We start from the raw sequence: 24,127 nt of genomic DNA on the forward strand, positions 1-24,127 counted from the left end.
AAACACTAAGGTTGGAGGGACAATAACTTATGAACAACATCATTAATTTTGCGCATCGTGGAGCGTCGGCAGTGTGTCCAGAAAATACTATGGCAGCATTTCGCAAAGGTCTTGAGCTGGGTGCAACCGGAATAGAAACTGATGTACAAATGACCAAGGATGGCGGCCTAGTCCTCATTCATGATGAAACTCTAAACCGCACAACAAGCGGAACCGGCTATGTGAAGGATCATACACTCGCAGAACTACTGGAAGTGGATGCAGGCTCATGGTTCGGACCTGAATTCAAAGATGAGCGCCTTCCATTGCTGGAAGATTTATTAGATCTGCTGCAAGGTAGAGATACCATCCTAAATATCGAGCTTAAAAATGGCACTTTTTTATATCCGGGTATGGAGGAAAAAGTGATCGCGGCCGTACGTGATTTCAAGATGAGCGATCGCGTCATTTTTTCGAGCTTCAACCATTATTCACTAGCTTACTGTCAGTCGCTGGCACCGGAGATCAGAACAGGAATTCTGTACGGGGAAGGCTTGTATCGTCCTTGGGATTATGCAGCTACACTTGGAGCGACTGCGTTGCATGCGTATCATTTTGCAGTACTGCCTGAATTCGTCGAAGAAGCGGCGAAGCATGGCGTTGTCTACCATCCTTGGACCGTTAACGATCCCGAGCGGATGAAATATTTAATTGAAGCTGGTGTATCAGGCATTATTACCGATCATCCAGACCTACTCGCTGGACTCCTGGCTGACAAGGGAGTGTGATGGTGTGAAAAAAGTCTGGCTGCTCGGATTCGGCTTTTTCAGCATCAGCATTACATGGAGTCTGTATAACGCATTTGTACCTTTTTTCCTCGAAAAATATGTACATAGTGTAGCCCTAATCAGCTTCATGATGACGATTGATAATTACTTCGCCTTATTCTTGCAGCCTTGGATCGGCAATCGGAGTGACCGCACGACCTCGCGTTTTGGACGCAGAATGCCATATCTTATGATCGGTATGCCCTTCGCTGCCGTGCTGACTATGCTGATTCCGTTTCATACCGGACTATTTACACTGCTTTTATTTATGATGCTGATGAATCTAGCCATGAGTTTATACCGTTCCCCTACCGTCGCTCTCATGCCCGACATAACACCTGAAGAGCAGCGTACAAAGGCTAACGGATTAATTAATTTCATGGGTGGATTCGGATCAATTCTGGCTTTTGGCGTGGGTTCGATCCTCTATAAATCAAATCCTGCGCTGCCGTTTCTCGTTGCTGGACTGATTACCCTGTTATGTCTGTTTATCGTATCGCGGTTCATCAAAGAAAAACGGGATGGTGTGAATATAAGCCCTACGCTTCTATCCGATACAGCGGGGAGCCCTTCTGCGACGATAGTTAAGCCTTCCAGAGTCTCCTTTCGCGGCCAGCTGGATCGTACTACAGTCTTTCTACTGGCAGCGATTTTCTTCTGGTTTGTAGCTTATCAAGGGGTCGAAACCTTGTTTACATTGTATGGCAAAAACCATCTGGGCCTCAGTGAACAAGCAGCCTCCTTCTCCCTTACCTTCTTCTCCCTTGCCTTTGTGCTGTTCGCTATTCCGAGCGGTTGGCTGGGTGGGCGATTCGGGAAAAAGAAGATCATTATCGTCGGCGTATGTGGCCTGATGACGGTCTTTGCGCTTGTTGGGTTTGCACAGGACCTGCTGGTGCTTCGAGCTTTACTCCTGACAGGAGGAATCTTCTGGGCTTGTATCAACATCAACTCTTATCCTTATGTTGTTGCAACGGGAACTGAGGAGAGTATCGGTACTCGAACAGGGATGTATTATTTGGTCTCTTCACTGGCAGCGATCAGCTCGCCACCTTTGCTGGGGCTAATGATTGATATTTTTGATTACTCCATCCTGTTCTATGTAGCAGCGATTAGTATGGCGGTTGCCCTGCTCTGCCTCTTCTTGATGAAGGGACGCAAGCAAGTCCCCCACAAGTTTCACACACCGGGAGCCTAAAAAAAAGCGTCAGCCTTAGACATCTATTTATGTCCAGGGCTGACGCTTATATTTTACACTTAACAAACTAATTTTTATAAACTGAATAACGACCTGTACCCAGCTGTTTGGCGGTGTACATCGCTGTATCTGCTTCGTGCAGCAGCCTGAAATGATCCACCTTGCCATGACTAATGCTGATGCCTATGCTCGCAGATACAAAGAGGTTGTGCTCTCCCAGCTGATAATGTCTGGTCGTCTTCTCCAGAATCTGCACCGCTAACTGCTCCGCTTCCTTCTGATTGCAGCCTTTAGCTACAATCACAAATTCATCGCCGCCTATGCGGAAAATATGGCGTTTTCTTTTGCTGGAGAATTGACTTAACCTTCCTCCCACCTCTTGCAGCAGTAAATCGCCCACATGATGTCCTAAGCTGTCATTGATTGATTTGAACCGGTTCAAATCCATAAACAATACGGCTAGTTGCTCATTTACTTTGCAGCGATCCCAAAAGTGATCCATTCCATTCTTGTTTAAGAGCCCCGTTAAGCCATCCTTATAGGCAAGTTCCTTAAGCTGCTCTCTTTCCGCCAAAACAAGGTTCAGCCGTGTAAGCAAAAACATTAAAACAGCTATCGTAAGCGCGTATATCAATAACGGAGTGAAAATCCCCCCATTGACCTCTATAGTTTCTTCTAAGGTTTTTTTGCCTAGCTGATGCATTGCCCACAATCCAACGACAATAGTTATAATGGAAAGGCCCGTGTAAACTGCTCTTTGTTTTGGTTCCTTACTAGCAACATCCCGGTAAAATCTCAATACTAAATAACCTACAACCCCTGCGATGATAATGGACATTAACGTTTGTAAATAAATCTGAACCTCTACCACCTTTAATTCGCACATCCTTCTGAACTACAAATAATTAGCTTACTGTACTGCGATACCAATATATAAAAAAGCTCTGAACATTATCTGAACACTTACTCTTTCTCCAAATGCCGCGCACAATTATATAACTCGCAGTTCCAGGAGCCACCCGATTCGGATTTTGTTATTCGCGTAATTGACGTATTGTTCAATAATACTGTGCCGTCCAGTTCTGGAAGTAGTCTTCTAAGGCTACTGCGTAAAATTGCACCATGGCTAACGATCAGAATATGACTGCCTGGATGTCTCGCCGCAATTTCTTCAATCACTTCGCTGCCTCTGAGCTCGCTGGCTTCTGGAGTTTCCAAACCCAAATCTAACGTCTTCCAATCGGTTCCCCATCGTTCAATCCGCTCTTGCTGCGTAGTTCCTTCAATAAGTCCCGCATACATCTCTCGAATGCCCGGCGCTAAACCCGTGATCTCAAGGCCTAATCTTTCTGCAATAACCTCTGCCGTTTGCCGCGCTCTGAGTAAATCACTTGAATATATGTAATCCCATTGTTCTGTGCTAAGACGTTCAGCCAGTAGTTGTGCCTGTTGCAGGCCTTCAGCATCCAATGAATTATCCGTATGCCCTTGCACTCTGCCTTCTTTATTCCACGCGGTACTTCCATGGCGAATTAAACCTATCGTAGTCATAAAAATCTCCTTTTAGCTATTGAGTCTAGTGGCAATTGTGATGCTGGTTATTGTGCTAGTTATAGTGCTACTTATAGTGCTAATCTCAGTGCAATTTCAGTGCTAATATAAATAATATAATCTATATTCTATCAGATTCACCCTATGAACATTTAAAAATAAAGGTTATCCAAGTTTTTGAACATGAGGTATAATAAACCTTGTCGTTTTTTACAACAGCTACAAGATAAGGAGTAATTGTTTATGATGAAAAAGCTAGGGTCCACTCTGTTTCTTACCTTCTTACTGCTCGTTCCGCTTGTCGCCACCACTTGCCCATCCACTGTTGGTGCAACACCAGTTCCTAAAAACACCGTCTATGTGGACAAGAATAACCATTCATACATACCACTGCGTCTCTTAAATAGCTTCACTGGTATACAGTCTGTATGGAATCCTAACGAAAAACGTATAAGCATTACGAATGCAGACACCACCATAACGCTTACATTAGGTCAAACCGCTGCGCTCGTCAATGAAAAGTCGGTTACACTAACTGATCTTGCTTTCAGTGATAATGGCACGGTATATATCCCGTTGTCTTTTATCAGCACAACGCTTGGCATTCAATTAACTTGGGATAAGGAAGCCTCTTCATTAACCCTTAAGAGTAATGATATTGCAACCACTGTTCCTGTACAGTCCGGCGCACTAATCAAAGCGGATTCTTCACCAGTTGTCAGCGCTAGTAAAACCTTCAAAGTTGGCGGCAGATCCTTCAAAGCCCAGACGGTTACAGTGTCCCTGCTGCATCCTAAGGTGAAACTTGATGTCGTACTGGCTGGAAATACGGTCGGAAAAGTGGAGGACCTAAGCAGTCTGGCTAAACGTAATAATGCCGTAGTTGCGATTAACGGAACATTTTTTGATGCCTATACAAAAGGAGCATACAAAGCTCCATACGGTTACATTGTCAGCGGCGGAAAAATGCTTAAAAATAGCTCCGGGGATCGCCGGACGATTTTTACCTATGACAGCAACCATCTGGCGTCACTGATTCCTGGGCTGGATTTCACAAGCCGCTTCGCTTCCGGCTCCATGGAAGGAGCTCTTCAAGCCGGCCCGCGTCTTCTTGTGAACGGTAAGGTATCCCTTAATGTCGCGGCAGAAGGCTTCAAGGATCCGAAAATCTTAACCGGCGGCGGAGCCCGCAGCGCGCTCGGATTAACACGTGACCATAAGCTCATTCTGCTGACCACTGGTGGAGCCACCATCCCACAGCTGGCAGAAATGATGAAGCAAGCTGGAGCGTATCAAGCCATGAATCTGGATGGTGGTGCATCCAGCGGGCTCTACTACAACGGCAAATATCTTACGTCCCCTGGGCGTCAGATCAGCAATGCAATTGTAGTCAAATATCAATAAAATCTCTTGGTCAGACGGCTAGTTGCGAGTGCTGAGCTTTGTGATTTGGCTTGGCTACTGCTCGGCTTCGGCTACTAAGAATATACGATTCTATTGTACAAAGTGCAATCAGAGGCAGTTTGCAGCGCATAATTGCTATGGCGGTATGATTGCTGTGCGACGTATGAGATTACTGTGCAGCATATGATTGCCGAGCTCAAACCCAAAAATCCCCTTGATGACTTACCCATCAAGGGGATTTTTCATAGTACGTTGCCAGTTTAGGTACTGCTGACAGATTCAATATCGGGGGCAGCCGGTGCAACTTAATCTGTGTGACCTGAATATTCCCACACCTGTAACCAAACTTCTGTAGTAAAGCCCAATTCCTCATAGAAAGGCTGCATAGAACCTACGTAAACTTTACTAGCTCCGAGTTGTTTTAAACGGTTAAATCCTTCGTGTAGAACCGCCCGTCCCAGTCCCAGCTTTCGATAGTTAATGGATGTGCCTACAGGCTCCAGAGCACCAATTCTATTGCTGCTGTCCCAAAAAATATTACAAAAGGAAACCACTTCGCCCGTGTCATTCACAACGCTAAGATCGAGCTGCGGATTATAGCTTGGAGCGTTACTCATATTCCCATAATGCAGCAGCGTGAGCTCTGCCTCCGCCGTTTCTGCATAGTCGAAGGCCATGATATGTCCGAGCGCTTTTGCAGTAACCTCGATCTCATCTCCGCTGCATATTCTAAAGCCAGAGGGGAGCTCCACAGGGAATTCCTCATCCAATCGCAAGGAGTTTACGCTTTCCTTACCACCCGTTTGATGATACCCCCTCTTACGAGCAACCTCCGCCGCAGAAGTCATATTCTCCGGTATTGGCACATACAGCTCTACGTAACCACCGTTCTCTTCCTCAGCTTTTTGTTCAGCAAAAGCGAACATTTCTTCAAGTAATTTTTCCGGAGGATTCATCTCAGCACACTGAAAATAGAACCCATCGTCCCTGCACACTACAGCTGCAAGCTCTCCATTCTCATACTCCCATAAGCCCACTTTTTGTTCCCACTGCTCCAGCGTTCCACTTCTCGTCTCCTGAAAAAAAGCAACAAATTCCCAGCGGTCTATAAGCCAGGTATTTGGAGTCTTTAGCTTACTGTAACTTTGTATAAGAAAATGACGTACCTTTAGCAGATCTTCAGAACGGTAGCTTCTAAAATTAAAGTTCATTTTCCACGCCCCTCTCTTTAATTTCATATTAAGGGAGATGTAAAAATGAAGCATATATCATAATTAGTTATTATTATTTTATACTACCGAATATGATCCGTACGTTCACAAAACAAACATTTCTTGAGTGAAAATTATGCGCTCCACGCATCCGTTAACTGCATTTAGTGCAACTATTTCCTCAGAATGTTACTTAAAAAAATAGTTAGTTGTATTTCGTGCAGTTAAATTTCTGGTTTTCCTTTAATTCCACTAGATTCACCCTTTATAGTTGCACGAAGTGCAATTAAATGGCTTATAATGACCAACTACGCAGAAATAAGTGTACAAAGTGCAATTAGAGTAAGTTTTGGAGTGGGCGATCTTCTTCCGGAGGAAATAGTCACTGATCAAGCTTTCTCAAGCGATAATTATGAGCTCCACGCATCCGTTAACTGCATTTAGTGCAACTATTCCTCAGAATGCTCCTTCAAAAGTTAGTTTAGTTGTATTTCGTGCAGTTAAATTTCCGGTTTTCCTTTAATTGCACCGAATTCACCCTTTTTAGCTGCACGAAGTGCAACTAAACGGCTTCTAGGGACTATCTACGCAGAAATAAGTGTACAAAGTGCAATTAGAGTAAGTTTTGGAGTGGGCGTTCTTCTTCGGGAGGAAATAGTCACTGATCAACTATTTTCAAGCGATAATTATGAGCTCCACGCATCCGTTAACTGCATTTAGTGCAACTATTTCCTCAGAATGTTACTTAAAAAAATAGTTAGTTGTATTTCGTGCAGTTAAATTTCTGGTTTTCCTTTAATTGCACCGAATTCACCCTTTTTAGCTGCACGAAGTGCAACTAAACGGCTACTAGGGACTATCTATGCAGAAATAAGTGTACAAAGTGCGATTAGAGAAAGTTTTGGAGTGGGCGATCTTCTTTCAGAGGAAATAGTCACTGATCAAGCTTTCTCAAGCGATAATTATGAGCTCCTCACATCCGTTAACTGCATTTAGTGCAACTATTCCTCAGAATGCTCCTTCAAAAGTTAGTTTAGTTGTATTTCGTGCAGTTAAATTTCCGGTTTTCCTTTAATTGCACTAGATTCACCCTTTTTAGTTGCACAGAGTGCAATTAAATGGATTCTAGGGACTATTTACGGAGAAATAAGTGTACAAAGTGCAATTAAGTCTGGATAATCCGCTTGAGCGAAATCTGGATTGCTTAGAGCTAGATCAGCTAAAGCTAGATCAGCTAGATCAGCTAGAGCTAGTTCAGCTAGAGCTAGTTCAGCTAGAGCTAGTTCAGCTAGAGCTAGTTCAGCTAGAGCTAGATCAGCTAGAGCAAGTTCAGCTAGAGCTAGATCAGCTAGAGCTAGGCTAGATAAGCTAGAGCTAGATCAGCTAGGCTTAGATCAGCCAAATTCCCCTTCGGTAAAACTAGCTAGATTCTTACGTTGACCACGAATAAGAGTACTCTTTTTGCATAATTTTCCTTGTCCATGTTACTGTATAACTGAACAAAGGAGTGAAAATATGGAGACGATTCTAATCATAGAGGACGATGCCAAGCTGGCAAGCTTGCTGAGCACGTACCTATCGAAATATGGGTTCCATACAATTATTGTAGAGGATTTCAACAGGGTGCTGGAGACTTTTAATGAAAGCTCGGCTGACCTTATCTTACTGGACGTCAATCTGCCTAAATACGATGGGTTCTACTGGTGCCGCCAGATTCGTTCCCTCTCACTCTGCCCGATTCTGTTCATTTCTGCACGGGATAGTGGAATGGATCAGGTGATGGCGCTTGAGAATGGCGGGGACGATTATATCACTAAGCCTTTTCACTATGAGGTTGTACTTGCCAAAATCCGCAGCCACATACGTAGAGCATACGGTTCATACTCACAGACTCAAGAAGAGAATAAACTCCAATCTGGAGGTTTAATCCTCTATCCTGAACGATATATGATCCACTACGACGGGCACACGAGTGAGCTAACCCAGAAGGAAGCGGTTCTACTGGAAGCTTTACTGCTTAAGGAAGGACGAGTGGTTAACCGGGAGCGTCTGCTCGATCTCATGTGGAAGGATCAGCATTTCATAGATGACAATACATTAAATGTCTACATAACCCGTGTACGCAAAAAGCTCAAGGATCTCGGTCTTGGCGACATTGTGGAAACCGTAAGAGGCGCTGGCTATCGGCTTAATGTTTCTAAGGATACGCCATGAGGCTTTTTTGGAGAGACCAGATCTCACTGATCCTATTCTATCTGCTTCAGATGCTGCTTATCCCTTTGCTGTATTGGCTGTCTGGTGAGAACAGACCGATCTCTATCATGCTTTATGGAATCGCCTTGAGTACCGTAGTTCTATTGCTATATCTAGGCTACCGATACGTTCAGCACCGGAGATTGTATGCAGCATTAAGCGAACCTATGGACATGCTCCAAAAACATCTTGTTTCCTTAGGAGACACTCCTCTTTCAGAAGCTATCCATGAGTTATTGCAGCTGATTGACCGCCAGTATCAGGAGCAAGTGAATGCGCATGCGCGCCAGATGGATCAGCATATCGTATTCATGAATCGCTGGGTTCATCAAATGAAGACCCCGCTCTCTGTAATTCAGCTTACGCTAAAGGATCTTGAAGAGGAGGCTGCCGCAAGTATTCAGGAGGAACTGGAACGTCTGCGCAGAGGGCTGGAGATGGTTATCTACACTTCAAGACTTGACCGATTTGAAAATGATTTTCAAGTTGAACCGTTACTTCTGCGCAAAACCGTTAGTGAGGCGGTAGCCGAAAATCGCAGACTATTCATACGCCGGGGTATAAAAGTAGATGTACAGGTGGATGCCAATCTCGCGGTATATAGCGATGCTAAATGGTTAATGTTTATGCTGGCCCAAATCTTAACCAATGCCGTAAACTATACCTCCGGTACTGGCAAGACCGTTACCCTCTCAGCTCAGCGTGTAGGCACCGACACGATTCTGGATATTACCGATCAAGGGATCGGCATTTCTCCTGAGGATCTGAAGCGGGTCTTTAATCCCTACTTTACGGGTGACCGCGGACGACATTATCATGAATCGACAGGGATGGGGCTGTATCTCGTCCGGGAGATTTGCAACAGGCTCGAACACAAGGTGGATATTCAGTCCCGGCTCGGGAAAGGAACCCGTGTGCGGCTTATTTTTAGCAACAGTGATCATCTACAGAAATAATATTGAGGGGACTTCGTCGTCATTATTCATGGCTTTGAAGCCTCCTTCTTCTTTATAGGCTACTTATCTCTCAACCCATTCTCCACAAGGAGAAAGGCGAACATAACCTTAACGTCTCTGTAAGGAAACCTTAAGGTAAATCCATAGCAGCTAATCTCTCGATCTTATAAATTATATACATAACCCGTTTCCCGAATAAGGCGGATGAAATCATTTTTGTATTGGAAGGAATGAATGATATGAACGTATTGGAAGTCAAAGGACTTCATAAGGTATACCCCGGCAAAATAGTGACCCAAGCCCTCACCGATATTCATCTTAATATTGAAAAAGGTGAATTTGTCGGAATTATGGGACCGTCTGGTAGCGGTAAAACAACACTGCTCAATATGGTATCCACAATCGACCAGCCGTCCTCTGGCGAAGTGAATATCAATGGCAGCAACCCTTATCTTTTGAATAAAAAAGAGCTCGCTCACTTTCGCCGAAAACAGCTAGGCTTTGTGTTTCAGGACTTCAACCTGCTTGAGACATTAACCGTCGCCGAAAATATTGTGCTGCCCCTGACTTTGGATAACCGTAAGCTCTCACAGATGGAAATCTTGCTTCAAAGAGTCGCTGAACGCTTAAACATTACCGATATTCTGAGCAAACGCACCTATGAAATTTCAGGGGGACAACGTCAGCGGACCGCAATTGCCCGGGCGATCATCACCTCTCCTTCGATTATTTTGGCCGATGAACCTACGGGTGCGCTTGACTCTAATTCTTCGCGGATGGTGATGGAATCGCTGGAGGATATTAACCACAAAGAAGGCACCACGCTAATGCTCGTAACACATGATCCACTGGCAGCGAGCTACTGCAACCGAATTGTTTTTATAAAAGACGGCAAACTAGCAGCCGAAATTCACCGGGGAGATAACCGTCAGGCCTTCTTCCAAAAGATTATCGATACACTTTCGTTCTGGGGAGGGAATAGTCATGAACTTTCCTCAATTCGCGTTTAATAATGTACGCCGTAATTCGCGCGCTTATTTTGCTTTTTTCTTAAGCAGTGCTTTTATGGTCATGATCTTTTTCTCTTATTCAGTCTTTATTTATCACCCTAGTATTACCAACATCGCGCTGGGTGCGAATTCAGCCTCCGGCATGCAAATTGCTTCTTACATTGTGTTTATCTTTGCGTTCTTTTTCGTACTATATTCGATTAGTGCGTTTCTGAAAATGCGTAATCTGGAGTTCGGCATACTGATGATTTTAGGCGCACGCCCTGGCCAGATCAACAAGCTGATTCTTATAGAAAACATGCTGATCGGACTGCTCTCTATAGTAACAGGTGTGTCTTTCGGCATGCTTTTATCCAAGTTATTCTTGCTGCTAAGCACGACAATTATGGGCATGGAGCCACTACCCTTTTATTGGCCAATGAAGGCGTTAACGATTACTTCTATCTCTTTCATTTCATTATTTCTGGTCATTTCGATCTTCACATTATTGTTCATTCGTAAACATCAAGTTCTTGAACTGCTTAAGGGAAATGTTAAACCTAAAAAAGAACCCCGTGTCTCCTTGTTGTTCTCGCTCTTTGGGCTTCTACTGTTGACCGTCGGCGCTCTCGCGATTCGGAAGCAATTGTCCCCGTCCTCACTATTAGTCGCCGCTGTCACAGGTATCGCTGGAACCTACTTTTTCTACTCTCAGTTATCTGTATTGGGCATTCGCCTACTAAAACTAAGACGCAAACGGTTATGGCGCGGAACCAATCTGCTGTGGATTTCCGAGATGAGTTATAAGATTAAAGACAATGCAAGAATGCTGTTCCTTGTAACTGTGGTTACCTCGCTTGCCTGTATGGCTTCGGGAATTCTTTTATCGATTAATCAAGCGAACTCAGACCTCTATAAAAAATCCCCATTCGCTGTGAGTTATACGATTTATGATCCGAAGGATGAAGCACCAGATTTAGAGCCCATTCACACTAAATTAAAGAATGCTAAAGTCGAGTATACAGAGAATAAAGTAGATCTAATCTCTGCTTCCATTCAAGGAATCGATAAGGAAATAATACTTGGAATTGATCTGATCTCCCGCTCACAGTTCAATCAACTGGGCTTACAGATGGATGTATCCGAGGTTGGACCCTTGTCTGAAAAAGAAGCTGTATTACTGCTGAACCCACATATGGATTCACAGAATTATGCTACTAATCGAGCGATTCATTTGAAGGTTCAAAAAGATGAGGAACTGATGTTAAAAGAATTACGAACACCAAAGGTGCATCCAGTAGATCCAATGGCCACCTCACTTCTAATCGTAGATGACAACTTATATCATAAGATTTCTAATTCAGCAGAGAAGTACACTAGACCTTATGTGAGATATCTATACAAAATCCCTGCTTGGGACGGTCCTACACCTAATGACAGCTCAGCTGAAGCTGTTGTCACCAGAGACCTTATCCAATGGAATAAAGCCGCTAACAAGGCTGACCATCAATACAGCTCTATACTGGGATCGCGAGCAGACAGCTATCTATCGACCAAACAGGGAGCCGCCATGCTTAGCTTTATAGGAATTTTTATCGCACTGATCTTCTCGCTTTCATCGGCCAGCTTTCTCTTTTTTAAACTTCATACTGAGCTCAACACAGATAAGCAAATGTATAATGCTTTGTCCAAAATCGGTTTAAGTACTAAAGAAATGTCAGCTTCTGCTACCAAACAGATTTCTGTGCTTTTCTATATTCCGATTATTATTGCCACCATTCAGACCCTTGTCGTGATACGCCCGATACTGAAACAGATTAATATCACAAATGTAACTGTGCCCGTGCTTACTACATCTGCTGTATTTCTGGTTGTGCAAACTATCTATTTCCTTATTGCGAGATCACGGTACATTCATAGTCTCAAGAAAATAATGGTGTAACACCATGTTGAAAAGAATCGTAACCCTGGATGTACTTCGCGGCTTGGAACTTATGGCAGCACCAAAAGGTTCTCTAGCTGATCAATAGGCAATTTGCTATAGTTAGTAAACTATTACTAATTAATGAGGCAAGGAGGTTCCTGATTTATGTCCAAGGCTGATCACATGTTATCCATTCTCTGGATGCTCAAGCAACGGGGAAGAACCGCCGGGGAACTAGCAGAAGCGCTAGAGATCAGTGTCCGCTCTGTCTATCGTTACATCGACGCGTTATGCATCAGTGGCGTACCCATTATCGCGGATAGTGGACCTGGTGGTGGCTATAGCCTTCCGGAGCATTTTTCCGAGGTCCCGTTATTCTTTGACTCCGACGAACAACGTTCCCTCCTGCAAGCCGCCTCCTTTGCGCGGGGAACTGGATATCCTTATGTAGAAGCTCTAGATCAAGCAATCGCCAAACTGAAACGGTACAGCAATGCGCAGCAATTAGAACAGATGGAGCGTCATGAGAGCGGGATAGAAACCATCCACTCCCCTGCTGCGCCGCTTCCCCACCTACTGCAAGAGCTTGAATTAGCGACGGCGAACGGACATACCCTCCAGATGGAATATCGGAAGGGAAACGGGGAGACGATTTCTTCCCGCGCTATTGATCCTTATGGACTTGTCCTGTGGAAAGGGCAATGGTACACCGTTGCTTATTGCCATCAGAGGCAAGAAATTCGGTCTTTCCGAGTCGATAGAATAACTGAACTGCACCGCACAGAAGCTCTGTTTGCCCGTCCTGCTGACTTCTCTGCACGTGATTTTTTGTTAAAAAGCTTGCTGCCCACACCAAATACTCCAGAGAAACTCATAGCAGTAGTCATCGCCGCCGATGAAGGAATCCTGAACGATCTATGCAGTCATTGGCTGTTTGGACATGCGCTGGTGCAGCGCATTGACGGACAAGCCCGTTTTCAAGTCGATGAGACCTCCTTACTGACTTATGCGCCTTACTTCTTGTTGCCTTATGGATCAACACTACGAATCCTAGAGCCTTTAGCTCTGAAACAAAAGCTGTCCGCTATCGCTACCGATCTGGCAGCTTATTATAAGACTTAAAATGATTATTTTAGGATCACTGACCGTAGTTGTCAGTGATCCTTTTGTATAGTGTAAATAAGTCTAAGGGAATAAATGATTGTACAAACCAAGGAGGAATAAGGAATGAAAGAACTTCACTATGAATTTTATATTGCCGGAACACCTGAGCAGGTATGGGAGACTTTGATCTCTCCCGAAGGTACTAAACAGATTTACTACGGGAGCGTAATCCAATCCACTTTTAAAGAAGGTGAATTGCTGGAATATGTTGGTCCCGGTGCAGATGGCGATGAAACGATACATGTATATGGGACTCTGCTGGAGTTCACTCCACAAAAAGCGTTTCGTTTCACGCATAAGGTCGGCCCCTCCTATCATAAGGGTACAGAAAGATATGAATCGCGTATATCTTGGCTGCTTGAACCGGTGGGTGGAACTACTAAACTTACGCTTATCCACGATGAATGGCATCCTGATGATCCTTCATATGCTGGCAGTATCAACGCCTGGTGGCAGGTTCTGAGTAATATTAAAACCTTGGTCGAGACCGGACGTACACTTGATTTTGGCAGCTGGTCGTAATTTTAATGTTAATTAGGAATTAAGCTCAACCCTGCGGAAAAGTGCGTACAAGCCCTCTTTCGTCAGGGGCTTTTTTTGCTTAATTTTATTTTGCCTAAGGGAAACATTCTTGTTGCAGGGACAAAGTTGTTGCCATATACTAATGTTGTGCCAGACTACAAGAAATGTTCTAATACACAAAATAAAAACCATAGGCGGTAAAAATATAAATGAAAGAAGGGATCTCATGACTGGAACAACTATTCCTTTATCAGAGGCTGCAAAGGGTAGCACGCTGCGCATCAGCGACATTGAAGTTCAAGGTGTGCTTAGAAGAAGATTACTGGACCTCGGGTTCGTAGTCGGGAATATCGTAGAGGTGTTGCGGCGTAGTCCATTAGGAGATCCTATAGCTTTTCGGGTAAGCAATACGACCATTGCATTGCGTAGAGAAGAAAGTTCTTTAATATTCGGAGAATTAATTGGAGGTGTAGAAGCATGAGTCAGTTCACCGTCGCTTTTGCAGGCAATCCTAACACCGGAAAAAGCACACTATTCAACCTGCTAACCGGCATGCGACAGCATACTGGAAACTGGGCAGGTAAAACCGTCATTACTGCCGAAGGCGAATTCAAACACAATAACCATTCATACCTCGCGGTAGATTTACCAGGAACGTACTCCCTATACTCAAATTCCGCGGATGAAGAAGCGGCTAGAGATTATATTATTTTTGAACAGCCAGACGTGACACTTGTAGTGCTTGACGCTACTTCGCTGGAACGTAATCTCAATCTTGCCTTGCAAGTGCTGGAGATTACCGGACGGGCGGTTGTCTGCATCAACCTCATTGATGAAGCACGTAAGCTGGGCATCGACATCAACCTGAAGAGTATCTCCAAACGTCTCGGCGTACCCGTCGTTGCGATATCGGCACGCAATAAAATAGGGATCGATGCCTTATTGGATCAAGTGGAGCGAGTGGCTACAGGCTCATTCACAGCGCAGCCGCTGCGGATTAGTTACAACGAAGAGATCGAACGGGGAATTGCCGAGCTTACACCATTGGTAGAGCAAACCATCGGTACCAAATATCCCGCTCGCTGGATTGCACTGCGCTTATTGGACGGTGATGACAGCCTGCTTACTTCACTTAAAGAGCATATGAAAAGCAAGGATTTACCCGAAGCAAAGGAGGTCATCGGCCATGGAGTCACTGCCTATCACTAAGGGATCTGACGCTCTAGATTCCCTATTGTCCACCGCAAAAAAGCTCGCTGACGGCGGAGCCATTCGGGATGAGATTGTCAGTGGTATATATGGCGTATCCGCAGGCATCTGCGGAGATGCAGTTACTTATCGGGATAAGAAGAAACTGAACAGCACTTACAAGCTGGATAATATCGTGACCTCCAAAATTTGGGGTTTTCCCATCATGCTCGCCATTCTCGGTGTCGTATTCTGGATTACGATTGCCGGGGCTAACTACCCTTCTAGCTGGCTCGCTTCCTTCTTTGGCTTCATCGAAGGATATCTGACAGCGGGATTTGAGGCTCTCCATGCCCCAGCTTGGCTGCACGGCGTGCTTGTGCTTGGCTTGTATCGAGGCACCTCATGGGTAATCAGTGTCATGCTGCCACCGATGATGATCTTTTTCCCCGTATTCGCTCTGCTTGAGAATTTCGGGTATCTGCCACGCGTTGCTTTTAACATGGACCGACTGTTCAAAAAATCAGGTGGTCATGGCAAGCAAGCTTTAACCATGTCCATGGGCTTCGGCTGTAACGCGGCCGCTATCCTCTCCACACGAATCATCGAATCGCCGCGTGAACGAATGCTGGCTATACTGACCAACAATTTTGTCCCTTGCAACGGCCGCTGGCCCACGCTGATTTTATTGTCTTCCTTATTTATGGCAGGAGCCGCTACGACAGGCGCGCTTCGTACATTCACCACTGCCTCCGTCCTAATGGGAATGGTTCTAATCGGCATCATTGTTACCTTAACCGTTTCCTGGGTCATGTCCAAAACTGCGCTGCGTGGGGTTCCCACACATTACACATTGGAGCTTCCTCCCTACCGCCGTCCACAAATCTGGAAGACCATACTTATTTCCTCCAAAGATAAGTCCCTTAACGTACTTACTCGGGCTATCGTCGTTGCTGCCCCTGCCGGGATTATCACTTGGATTCTAGGCAATCTGTTTATTGGCGGCGATTCTGTACTGAATCATATGGCTGCATTCTTTGATCCGTTCGCACATTTGCTTGGCATGGATGGCTTTATCATCATGGCCTTTATTCTTGGACTTCCTGCGAATGAAATCGTATTGCCTATCCTGCTTATGGGCTATATGTCCTCAGGCGCTATGGTTGATATCGACAGCTTAGGCAGTATCAAAGATGTCTTTCTCTCACATGGCTGGACCTGGCTGACCGCACTCAACATGATGCTGTTCTCCCTGCTCCACTATCCTTGTGGTACGACACTCGTGAACATTTACAAGGAAACAAAAAGCATGAAGTGGGCCGTTCTCTCAGCAGTCATTCCGCTGGGTATCGCCATCGGAGTAACCTTTGCTGTCGCTCAGCTTGCCCGGTTATTTGGGTGGGTGTGACGAGGGTGAGGTAGGCTTGCGATCTAAACTCAAGTGACATCACAACTGACTTCAACAGATTTCAACTTACATCGCAAAAATTCATCATTAACTCACTAAATTCACCTTAATCACATCACCCAAATTAACCTTGCTACACGGAATTCACCTTACTTTACCTTACAATCTAAAGTTCAACTTGCTTCCCTTTGCAACACCCTACAATATCTAGAGTTCATCTTGCTTCACTTTGCAACACCAACAATAACTAGAATTTGCTTCACAAAGTTCCGCCCACTTTGAAATCATATTTAGGGAATTTCTCCCTAATAATCGAACTTTATAAGCACATATTGAACTTTTTGCGGAATTTCTCCCTAATAATTAGCCGATTATAGGCAAAAAGGGCAATTTCCGCAGAATTTTAGGGAGGAATTCCCCAATTATCGCTATTAATGAGTAAAACACGATAAAATCAGGGAGGATTTCCCTAATTATTGATTCTAGATGATTCCGAGCTACACTTGAGCACCAGCACTAGACCTGCATCGCCCTTCCACACATACCAACTCTAGACCTACGCCGCCCTTCAGCACACACCAGCATTAGCATCAGTACCTTTTTCGCCCACCAACATACTCCACCACTTGTCCACCAACACAGCCCAACACCAGTTACTCAAGGTCATCTCAAACAAATAAGCGGTCGCTCGGATGTTTATCCCGAGCGACCGCTTATTTTATCACAACCCCTTATATATTCTTACGTCCTAACTTGATCCCACCATTACATTACATGACGTGACTCTACAGTTAGAGTCATTTTTTGCGCGTTCCATCATTTCTACGACGGTATAGAACAGCCCCAGCTATAGCTGCTAGAACGATAATTATTCCACTAATCCCCACATTAACAAGTGGAAAGGAATCACTGTCCCCAGCCGGGTTCCCCGTTTGATCAGGCTCATTACTCCCAGCTTCTGACTCCGGTGAATTATTCGGGGTTACCTCCGGAGAAGCGGTAGGCGTTGTAGGCGAAATACCCGGTCCCAGCTCTTTTAGATCCACTGAGTCAGCGGTTAGCCGCTTAGTTCGACTGCATAAACTAGCCTCCAGATTACCAGAGTCTCCGCCGTCTCTAGCATAAGCATAGACAATGTAACTTTCCCCTTCCACAAATTCAAAGCCGCAGCTTGCAGAAGATAAAGCCGTAGTTAATGTAACTTGATTCCCCTTGACCCCTTTCCAGCTGGAATCCACCTCAAAGGTTATCTTTACTGGATCAGCAGAAGAAATTATGTTCCCCTGTGACGGCTCCTTCATATCCACTACTTTCCCGACAAAAACAGCTGTACTTTTCTCAAGAGCTTCCAGTGGCTCCGCAGGCATAACACAGGAACAGGCGTAAGTGACCGAGGGCCGTACCGTCAGCAAAGCCGTAAATATTAATAGGACACCTAGAAATATCATCATTGGACTTCGGAAATTGATCTTTCGGAAATTGATCTTTCGCACTTTGATAACCCCCTTCTTTACCTTACAGACGGAGCAAATGTGGAAAGTGTTACAGGAATTCCCAAACAAGTGATACAAGTTTATCCGGTAGCAACTCCTCTAATCCTCTTCTTTAATTACCCTAATCTTCTTTAACTCCTCATATCCTCTTCTTTAATCCCCCATACCTGCTGTACCACTCACAAACTGTGCGCGATCCCAATCAAACGCTGTATTCCTTCGCGCAGCACCCCTTCGCTTGCAAAGGAATAACTTAGGCGAAGCCTTGACTTCATTTCCCCCAGTGGATCAAATAACTCCCCAGGAACAAAAGCGATCGACTGCGCCATACTTGAAGCAAACAGGCGATCCATCGTAAGATGCTCCGGTAGTTTCACCCATAGATTTAGTCCGCCTTGCGGAGTCGTCCATTCCCAGCCAGTCCCCGCCAGCTCCTCTTCTACAATTTCCTTATGCACTTGAAGTGCAATGCGCAGCTTACCGAGATGCTGTTGCAAGCGTGGGGAGGTGTAGTAATGTAGAAATATTTTTTGATTCAGCAGCGGAGTGCCATTGTCCGCGAGTGATTTGGCCGTGATCAGACGCTCCATAAATGGATATCGGCAGGCCACCGCACAGATTCGTAAGCCAGGGGCTACATATTTACTGAAGCTGCTGATATAGATCACCCACCCCTCCGTATCATAAGCAAAAAAGGGCGGCGGCGGCTCCTCATCAAAATACATATCGCGGAACGGGTCATCCTCCACCAGTAAACAGCGATAACGTTCGGCCAGTTCTACCAACAGCTTGCGCTGTTGCACAGGCACCGTGTATCCAGTTGGATTGTGATGCGTTGGATTAATGTAGAACATACGCGGCTTATGCTTTTTCATCAAAGTTTCTACTTCCTCCAGATCATATCCCTCCGGAGTGATCTCTACCGGGACCAACCGTGCCCCCTCCCGGCGAAAAATATCCATAGCAACACTATAAGTAGGCCGCTCCACAAGCACCGTATCCAGAGGACCAATCACAATCCGGGCAATCAGATTGATCGCCTGCTGCGCACCCGAGGTAATAAGCAGCTCTTCCGAAGTTAACTGCAGCCGATGTTGCTTCCGAAAGTGGTGGCTTAACGTCTCACGCAGCTCGTTATCCCCCTGGACCGAGGCATACGTTCCCATTACCTTGGGATATAGATCGAACACTTTTTTGACATAGTCAGATAGAAAAAGATTCGGCAGCAGCCCCGGATCAATCAGCGCCTGCGAGAACTGATACTTAACTGGTACTCTCTGAATATCAGACAGCGGATTAGTGAGCGCATAAGCCGATACTGCGGCTCCTACTTCAATAGCAGGAAGCGAGATTATGGGTGCCACGTAATATCCTGATTTATCTTTTACATAAACCTTTCCATCCTCCGTCAACCGTCTGTACGCTTTGAATACGGTCAGTCGATGTACCTTAAGCTCCTCCGCCAGCAACCGTATAGAAGGAAGCTTATCATGTGCGACCCATTCCCCTCGCTCCATGCGATTTAATAGAAATTCATAGACCTGCCGAAACAAAGGATGATTATGCTCCCCTCCCACAACCTTTTTCATCTGGCTACAACTCCTCTCCGAACAACCTTGTAATCATATTGTACACGATTTCCGAATTAATCTGTTCTACACAAGGTAATCTGTTCTGTCCTCTCCCCTATATGATTAACAAAATGCCAGCTTATAAATTCTTATATTTTATAAAGCACACAAAAGGGGACTTTCAAAATGATCTTATTTGCTTATGCACTTGTATGTCTGATCTTCGGCACGACCTTTCTAGCTATCAAAATCGGCGTAGATGCCGGTGCGCCTCCTTTCTTTTCAGCGGGCTTAAGATTTTTTGTCGCAGGCGCTGTTCTATTCCTATGGATGGTCTGGAAACGAAAAGCCAGCTTCTCCTTGCTGTTGCGCAAAGAAATGTTGTTCACCGGGTCTGCTCTAACCTTCGGCACCTTCGCGGGTCTCTACTGGGCTGAACAATATGTTTCTTCAGGGCTTGCAGCTGTACTCTCTGCCACTGGTCCGATCATGATCCTGCTGCTCCAAACCTCTATTCTTCGGCAAAAAGCACCCGCCATCTCCCTATATGGCTGCATCATCGGCTTCACTGGCGTACTGCTGCTGGTTCTCCCCAATCTCGCCGTTGATATTTCACCACTGTGGCTCATCGGTTGCGCCGTAGTCCTAATTGGAGAGTGTTGCTATGCTGTAGGTGCGATTTACTCCAAAAAAGTAATTAACAGTATGCCTGAGGTCTCACCGATTGCGCTGAATGCGGCTCAAATGATGTATGGCGGTGCGCTGTTATTCATTCTTTCTTTTGCCACGGAAAAAGTACATCCTGCATTTCTCTTCTCATTCGAAACAGCAGGTTCACTGCTCTATCTCACAGTTATCGGCTCCATGGTCGGCCATACCTTGTTCTACTGGCTCGTAGCTAAGACCAACCCAGTGTTTCCTTCTACCTGGCTTTATATTTCTCCACCGATTGCGGTGGGTGTAGGCTTTTTCTTTTACAAGGAGTCCGTATCTTGGATTACAATTCTTGGAGTGTTCACCATCATTGCCGGAACAATCCTAGTGAATGCTGATGCTCTAAAGCAATTACTGCAAAAAAAGAAGATCAACACTGTTGCGTTAAAAAAATCAAATATATGACGTACTATATATTGCATTTATGACCACTATTGCGTATTATATAAACAAGTTAAATTAAACACAGCTAAATATGACTCATATATGAAAGGAGGATTCGCTTAACGGCGCTTCTTTTCTAAAGAGGAATGCCTTTTTTATCGGAAGTGGAGGGAATTGTGATCGAACTGACATCACGTCAAATAGAGATTATCGATATCGTTAACAAAAGAGCTCCGATTACCGGCGAACAGATTGCCGAAAGTTTGAATCTTACCCGGCCAACAATTCGCTCGGATCTGTCTGTTTTGGTTATGCTCAAATATATCGACGCCAAGCCGAAGGTCGGGTACTTCCCAGGATTGAAATCATCCAGTCGTCAGGGAAGCGGTTATCTGCTGCAGGAAACGATGGTCAAAGAAATTCAAAGTGTACCTATAGTTATCCGTGAGACCACAACTATTCAAGATGCCGTAGTTACGCTTTTTCTACAGGATGTAGGCACTCTTATTATCTGTGACGAAGAGGGTAAACTCACGGGCGTTGCTTCACGTAAGGATTTCTTAAAGGTAACCTTGGGCAACCCCGGTGCAGTCTCCATGCCCGTAAGCATGGTTATGACGCGCCAGCCCAAAGTGGTCACAACTTCACCGGATGAGCCGGTGCTTGAAGCTGCACATAAGATGATTTTTCACGAGGTAGACAGTTTGCCGGTGGTTGTTCCCAGCGCCGCTGAAGACGGCGGTACAAAACTGGATGTGGTAGGACGTTTAACAAAAACCTCCATCATCAAACTTCTCCTCGAACTTGAAGCCAAAGGATAACAGGAGGAACCCATGAGCATCGAGCAATCTTCCAACTTAATAACGATATGCTCGGATTCTATAGGAGATACGGCAGAGGCTGTCGTGCAGGCCGTTATTCACCAATTTCAGAATCAGCAGGTCACCATTAAAAGATACGGCAATATTAGGCATGAAGACGAGCTACGCAAGCTTATGGAAGAAGCAGCTCAGCATAAAGGTTTTGTCGCCTATACATTAGTGCAGCCAGAATTAAGAGAAATGATCCGCGAGGAAGCGGTACGTCTTGATTTACGGATCGTTGATATCATGGGCCCTATGATGCAGGCCTTCATTGATACCTTCGACGATGCTCCTCAGCAACGGCCAGGTCTTCTCCACCAGCTCGACGAGAATTATTTCCGCCGCATAGAAGCTATAGAATTCACCGTCGCCTGTGATGACGGCCGTGATCTGGGTGCCATGCTCAAAGCCGATATCGTTCTGCTGGGCATGTCCCGTACTTCAAAGACACCGCTTAGCATCTTTTTGGCCCATAGAGGAAAAAAAGTCGTTAACTATCCGATTATCCCGGAGATTGGTCCTCCGCAAGAACTATTAAGCTTGCCGCCGAACCGGCTTATCGGATTAACCATGAAACCCGAGTACATGCTGAAGGTCCGCTCTGAGCGGCTTAAGGTTCTGGGATTACCGACAGGCTCCCAATATGCAAGTCTGGAGCGGATCACCGAAGAGATGGAATACGCCGCTTCATTGTTCAACAAGCTGGGCTGTCCTGTAATTGATATTACTGACAAGGCTATAGAAGAAACCGCTGGTATTATTATGGGTTATATCTAAATTTCAGTTTACAAAATATATAGAATGCACTGGAGGGAATTAGAATGGAGCGCGAACTGGCCCTTGAGATTGTACGGGTAACTGAACTAGGTGCTTTATCCTCGGCTCGTTGGATTGGACGGGGCGATAAAAATGCGGCAGATGATGCAGCCACGACTGCCATCCGTTCCATGTTCGATTCTGTGTCCATCGACGGAACTGTTGTGATAGGTGAAGGAGAGATGGATCATGCTCCAATGCTCTATATTGGTGAGAAAGTCGGGAACCAAAAAGGTCCCTCTGTCGATGTAGCCGTCGATCCTCTCGAAGGAACTGAGGTTGTTGCCTGCGGCCTGCATAATGCGCAATCTGTTATTGCTATAGCAGATAAAGGCAGCCTGCTGCATGCCCCGGACATTTATATGGAGAAGTTAGCCTGCGGGCCCGAGCTTGCCGGTAAGCTTAGACTCGAGGACCCTGTAGAGATCACTCTGCAAAAAGCCTGCCATTACACTGGCAAATCCCTCTCCGAGTTAACCGTAATGGTGCTGGATCGCAAACGGCATGAGCAGCTGATTAATAGCCTGCGTGAAGCCGGGGTACGAATTAAGCTTCTTGGTCACGGAGATGTCGCTGGCGCTATTGCGGCTGCACTGCCAGACAGCGATGTCGATTTATATATGGGTTCCGGTGGAGCACCCGAAGGTGTTCTTGCTGCCGCTGCACTGAAATGCCTTGGTGGTGAAATGCAGGGCAGATTGCTCCCGGATGGACCAGTAGAGCTACAGCGCTGTGTACGCATGGGAATTGCCAATCCAACGCGAGTGCTATACATGGAAGACATGGTTGGCACGGGCGACGTCCTCTTTGCCGCCACGGGTGTAACGTCAGGTGAATTCCTGAACGGTGTCCGTTTTATCGGCAAAGAACGCGCGGAGACACATTCGGTAATCATGCGGGCACAGAGCCGGACAATCCGCTATATCCGCAGCATTCATTTCCTGCCAGGAAAAGAAATACCGGCTGCGCAGACTGTTAGACAAAATGCTGTCTCTCTATAAAACCGCAAAAAACAGGCTATCTCACTAGCAGTATCCTTTGCTAGTGAGATAGCCTGTTTTGTTTTTTTACACTGAATGCTAATTGCTTCTTATTTATTTCCAATACGTTCACTCGCTAATGGATCTATATTAGCAACTTTCTCAAAGCGTTCTGCGTTCAGGCTGTTATACTTTGCGAAGATTTGTTTCACTTCTTGCTCCTTCTGCTCGCCTTCCACATCCGCCATTACTAGAATATGACCTTCATCCACGTAATTATCGTAGCTCTCTGCTTCCTCTTCAGGGATGCCAAGGCCAATAAGTCCGCCGACTAACCCGCCACTGCCTGCGCCTATCGCCGCTCCGGCTAGTGTTGCCGCAAGAGGTCCGGCTGCAATAATAGGTCCAATACCAGGAATAGCCAAAGCGCCAATTCCCATCAGCAGCCCCGTTACTCCACCCAGCAGACCACCAGTAGCTGCACCTGTAGCCATACCTTCCGGGGCCACGGTTCCTGACTCGTCTCTAAGAGTTTCCTCATCCGCTTTATTTCTCGCGATAATCGAAATATCCTCTGTCCTACAGCCCTGACGCTTCAACTCCTCAATAGCTCGCGAAGCTTTGTATTCGGCAGCAAAGACACCCACTATTCTCTTATTCATCTCCATTACCTCCTATTGATGTAGTTAGCTCATACGTTCAGCTTCATAGCTTACTTAACCAAACTGGACA

General features: G+C 45.5%; 23 protein-coding genes. 17 read left to right on the forward strand and 6 right to left on the reverse strand.

Annotated elements, in window-relative coordinates; all coding sequences use genetic code 11:
- Positions 1 to 29: 29 nt before the first annotated feature.
- Both MKY14_RS22120 and MKY14_RS22125 read left to right on the forward strand, forming a co-directional pair.
- Positions 30 to 767: a glycerophosphodiester phosphodiesterase gene (locus MKY14_RS22120; protein ID WP_076129570.1), complete on the forward strand. Its 738-nt coding sequence runs from the start codon at positions 30 to 32 to the stop codon at positions 765 to 767.
- 4 nt (positions 768 to 771) lie between these two features.
- Positions 772 to 2,004, forward strand: coding sequence for an SLC45 family MFS transporter (locus MKY14_RS22125; RefSeq protein WP_036680370.1), 1,233 nt, complete (start codon positions 772 to 774; stop codon positions 2,002 to 2,004).
- Between the two features lie 67 nt (positions 2,005 to 2,071).
- Here the strand turns inward: MKY14_RS22125 and MKY14_RS22130 are convergent, their stop codons facing one another.
- Entirely contained in the window at positions 2,072 to 2,890 is an 819-nt protein-coding gene (locus tag MKY14_RS22130; protein ID WP_081383526.1) for a GGDEF domain-containing protein, read from the reverse strand.
- Between the two features lie 77 nt (positions 2,891 to 2,967).
- Positions 2,968 to 3,555, reverse strand: coding sequence for a histidine phosphatase family protein (locus MKY14_RS22135; RefSeq protein ID WP_076195192.1), 588 nt, complete (start codon positions 3,553 to 3,555; stop codon positions 2,968 to 2,970).
- A gap of 246 nt (positions 3,556 to 3,801) precedes the next feature.
- On the opposite strand from MKY14_RS22135, the gene MKY14_RS22140 reads away from it, so the two are divergent.
- On the forward strand, positions 3,802 to 4,959 hold the full coding sequence (locus MKY14_RS22140) for a phosphodiester glycosidase family protein (protein ID WP_340978048.1): 1,158 nt from the start codon (positions 3,802 to 3,804) through the stop codon (positions 4,957 to 4,959).
- A 305-nt stretch (positions 4,960 to 5,264) separates the two neighbouring features.
- Here MKY14_RS22140 and MKY14_RS22145 read toward each other — a convergent pair whose 3' ends face one another.
- Positions 5,265 to 6,170 (reverse strand): GNAT family N-acetyltransferase, encoded by a 906-nt coding sequence (locus tag MKY14_RS22145; RefSeq protein WP_340977347.1) that lies wholly within the window; start codon positions 6,168 to 6,170, stop codon positions 5,265 to 5,267.
- A 1,150-nt stretch (positions 6,171 to 7,320) separates the two neighbouring features.
- Between MKY14_RS22145 and MKY14_RS22150 the strand changes: the two genes are divergently transcribed.
- The 10 genes from MKY14_RS22150 (at position 7,321) to MKY14_RS22195 (ending at position 16,574) form a co-directional block, all read left to right on the forward strand.
- Positions 7,321 to 7,533 carry a hypothetical protein gene (locus MKY14_RS22150; RefSeq protein ID WP_340977349.1) on the forward strand — a complete coding sequence of 71 codons (213 nt, stop codon included), beginning with the start codon at positions 7,321 to 7,323 and terminating at the stop codon, positions 7,531 to 7,533.
- Positions 7,534 to 7,685: 152 nt separating this feature from the next.
- A complete protein-coding gene (locus MKY14_RS22155) occupies positions 7,686 to 8,384 on the forward strand; it encodes a response regulator transcription factor (protein ID WP_076305599.1) in 699 nt (232 codons plus the stop codon).
- Entirely contained in the window at positions 8,381 to 9,379 is a 999-nt protein-coding gene (locus MKY14_RS22160; protein ID WP_340916733.1) for a sensor histidine kinase, read from the forward strand. Before MKY14_RS22155 ends, MKY14_RS22160 begins: the two co-directional genes overlap by 4 nt.
- Positions 9,380 to 9,618: 239 nt before the next feature.
- Complete coding sequence (locus tag MKY14_RS22165) at positions 9,619 to 10,389, forward strand: ABC transporter ATP-binding protein (protein WP_036679832.1); 771 nt, start codon at positions 9,619 to 9,621, stop codon at positions 10,387 to 10,389.
- On the forward strand, positions 10,364 to 12,310 hold the full coding sequence (locus MKY14_RS22170; RefSeq protein ID WP_340977351.1) for an ABC transporter permease: 1,947 nt from the start codon (positions 10,364 to 10,366) through the stop codon (positions 12,308 to 12,310). Before MKY14_RS22165 ends, MKY14_RS22170 begins: the two co-directional genes overlap by 26 nt.
- A 147-nt stretch (positions 12,311 to 12,457) precedes the next feature.
- Entirely contained in the window at positions 12,458 to 13,414 is a 957-nt protein-coding gene (locus tag MKY14_RS22175) for a helix-turn-helix transcriptional regulator (protein ID WP_076280460.1), read from the forward strand.
- Between the two features lie 105 nt (positions 13,415 to 13,519).
- Complete coding sequence (locus MKY14_RS22180; RefSeq protein WP_340012002.1) at positions 13,520 to 13,978, forward strand: SRPBCC domain-containing protein; 459 nt, start codon at positions 13,520 to 13,522, stop codon at positions 13,976 to 13,978.
- A gap of 226 nt (positions 13,979 to 14,204) precedes the next feature.
- On the forward strand, positions 14,205 to 14,459 hold the full coding sequence (locus MKY14_RS22185; RefSeq protein WP_036679839.1) for a FeoA family protein: 255 nt from the start codon (positions 14,205 to 14,207) through the stop codon (positions 14,457 to 14,459).
- The gene (locus MKY14_RS22190) at positions 14,456 to 15,187 is read left to right on the forward strand and encodes a FeoB small GTPase domain-containing protein (RefSeq protein ID WP_076130631.1); all 732 of its coding nucleotides are present in this window, start codon (positions 14,456 to 14,458) and stop codon (positions 15,185 to 15,187) included. Before MKY14_RS22185 ends, MKY14_RS22190 begins: the two co-directional genes overlap by 4 nt.
- Complete coding sequence (locus MKY14_RS22195) at positions 15,165 to 16,574, forward strand: nucleoside recognition domain-containing protein (RefSeq protein WP_076220490.1); 1,410 nt, start codon at positions 15,165 to 15,167, stop codon at positions 16,572 to 16,574. The genes MKY14_RS22190 and MKY14_RS22195 overlap by 23 nt, the downstream gene beginning before the upstream one ends.
- Positions 16,575 to 17,371: 797 nt before the next feature.
- On the opposite strand, the gene MKY14_RS22200 is transcribed toward MKY14_RS22195, so the two are convergent.
- Together MKY14_RS22200 and MKY14_RS22205 are read right to left on the reverse strand one after the other, a co-directional pair.
- Positions 17,372 to 18,067, reverse strand: a complete 696-nt coding sequence (locus tag MKY14_RS22200; protein ID WP_340977353.1) for a hypothetical protein — start codon at positions 18,065 to 18,067, stop codon at positions 17,372 to 17,374.
- Positions 18,068 to 18,246: 179 nt separating this feature from the next.
- On the reverse strand, positions 18,247 to 19,656 hold the full coding sequence (locus MKY14_RS22205) for an aminotransferase-like domain-containing protein (protein WP_340977355.1): 1,410 nt from the start codon (positions 19,654 to 19,656) through the stop codon (positions 18,247 to 18,249).
- Positions 19,657 to 19,824: 168 nt separating this feature from the next.
- On the opposite strand from MKY14_RS22205, the gene MKY14_RS22210 reads away from it, so the two are divergent.
- The 4 genes from MKY14_RS22210 to glpX all read left to right on the forward strand — a co-directional run bounded on the left by MKY14_RS22210 (position 19,825) and on the right by glpX (position 23,416).
- The gene (locus tag MKY14_RS22210) at positions 19,825 to 20,757 is read left to right on the forward strand and encodes a DMT family transporter (RefSeq protein ID WP_076130627.1); all 933 of its coding nucleotides are present in this window, start codon (positions 19,825 to 19,827) and stop codon (positions 20,755 to 20,757) included.
- 125 nt (positions 20,758 to 20,882) lie between these two features.
- A complete protein-coding gene (locus tag MKY14_RS22215; RefSeq protein ID WP_051490920.1) occupies positions 20,883 to 21,557 on the forward strand; it encodes a helix-turn-helix transcriptional regulator in 675 nt (224 codons plus the stop codon).
- Positions 21,558 to 21,569: 12 nt separating this feature from the next.
- Positions 21,570 to 22,376, forward strand: a complete 807-nt coding sequence (locus MKY14_RS22220; RefSeq protein ID WP_076220444.1) for a pyruvate, water dikinase regulatory protein — start codon at positions 21,570 to 21,572, stop codon at positions 22,374 to 22,376.
- A gap of 44 nt (positions 22,377 to 22,420) precedes the next feature.
- Positions 22,421 to 23,416, forward strand: a complete 996-nt coding sequence (gene glpX, locus MKY14_RS22225) for a class II fructose-bisphosphatase (protein ID WP_340977356.1) — start codon at positions 22,421 to 22,423, stop codon at positions 23,414 to 23,416.
- Positions 23,417 to 23,505: 89 nt separating this feature from the next.
- On the opposite strand, the gene MKY14_RS22230 is transcribed toward glpX, so the two are convergent.
- Entirely contained in the window at positions 23,506 to 24,057 is a 552-nt protein-coding gene (locus MKY14_RS22230) for a general stress protein (RefSeq protein ID WP_340977357.1), read from the reverse strand.
- Positions 24,058 to 24,127 lie beyond the last annotated feature (70 nt).

This window comes from Paenibacillus sp. FSL R5-0887, from assembly GCF_038002305.1.
Classification (GTDB): domain Bacteria; phylum Bacillota; class Bacilli; order Paenibacillales; family Paenibacillaceae; genus Paenibacillus_AQ; species Paenibacillus_AQ odorifer.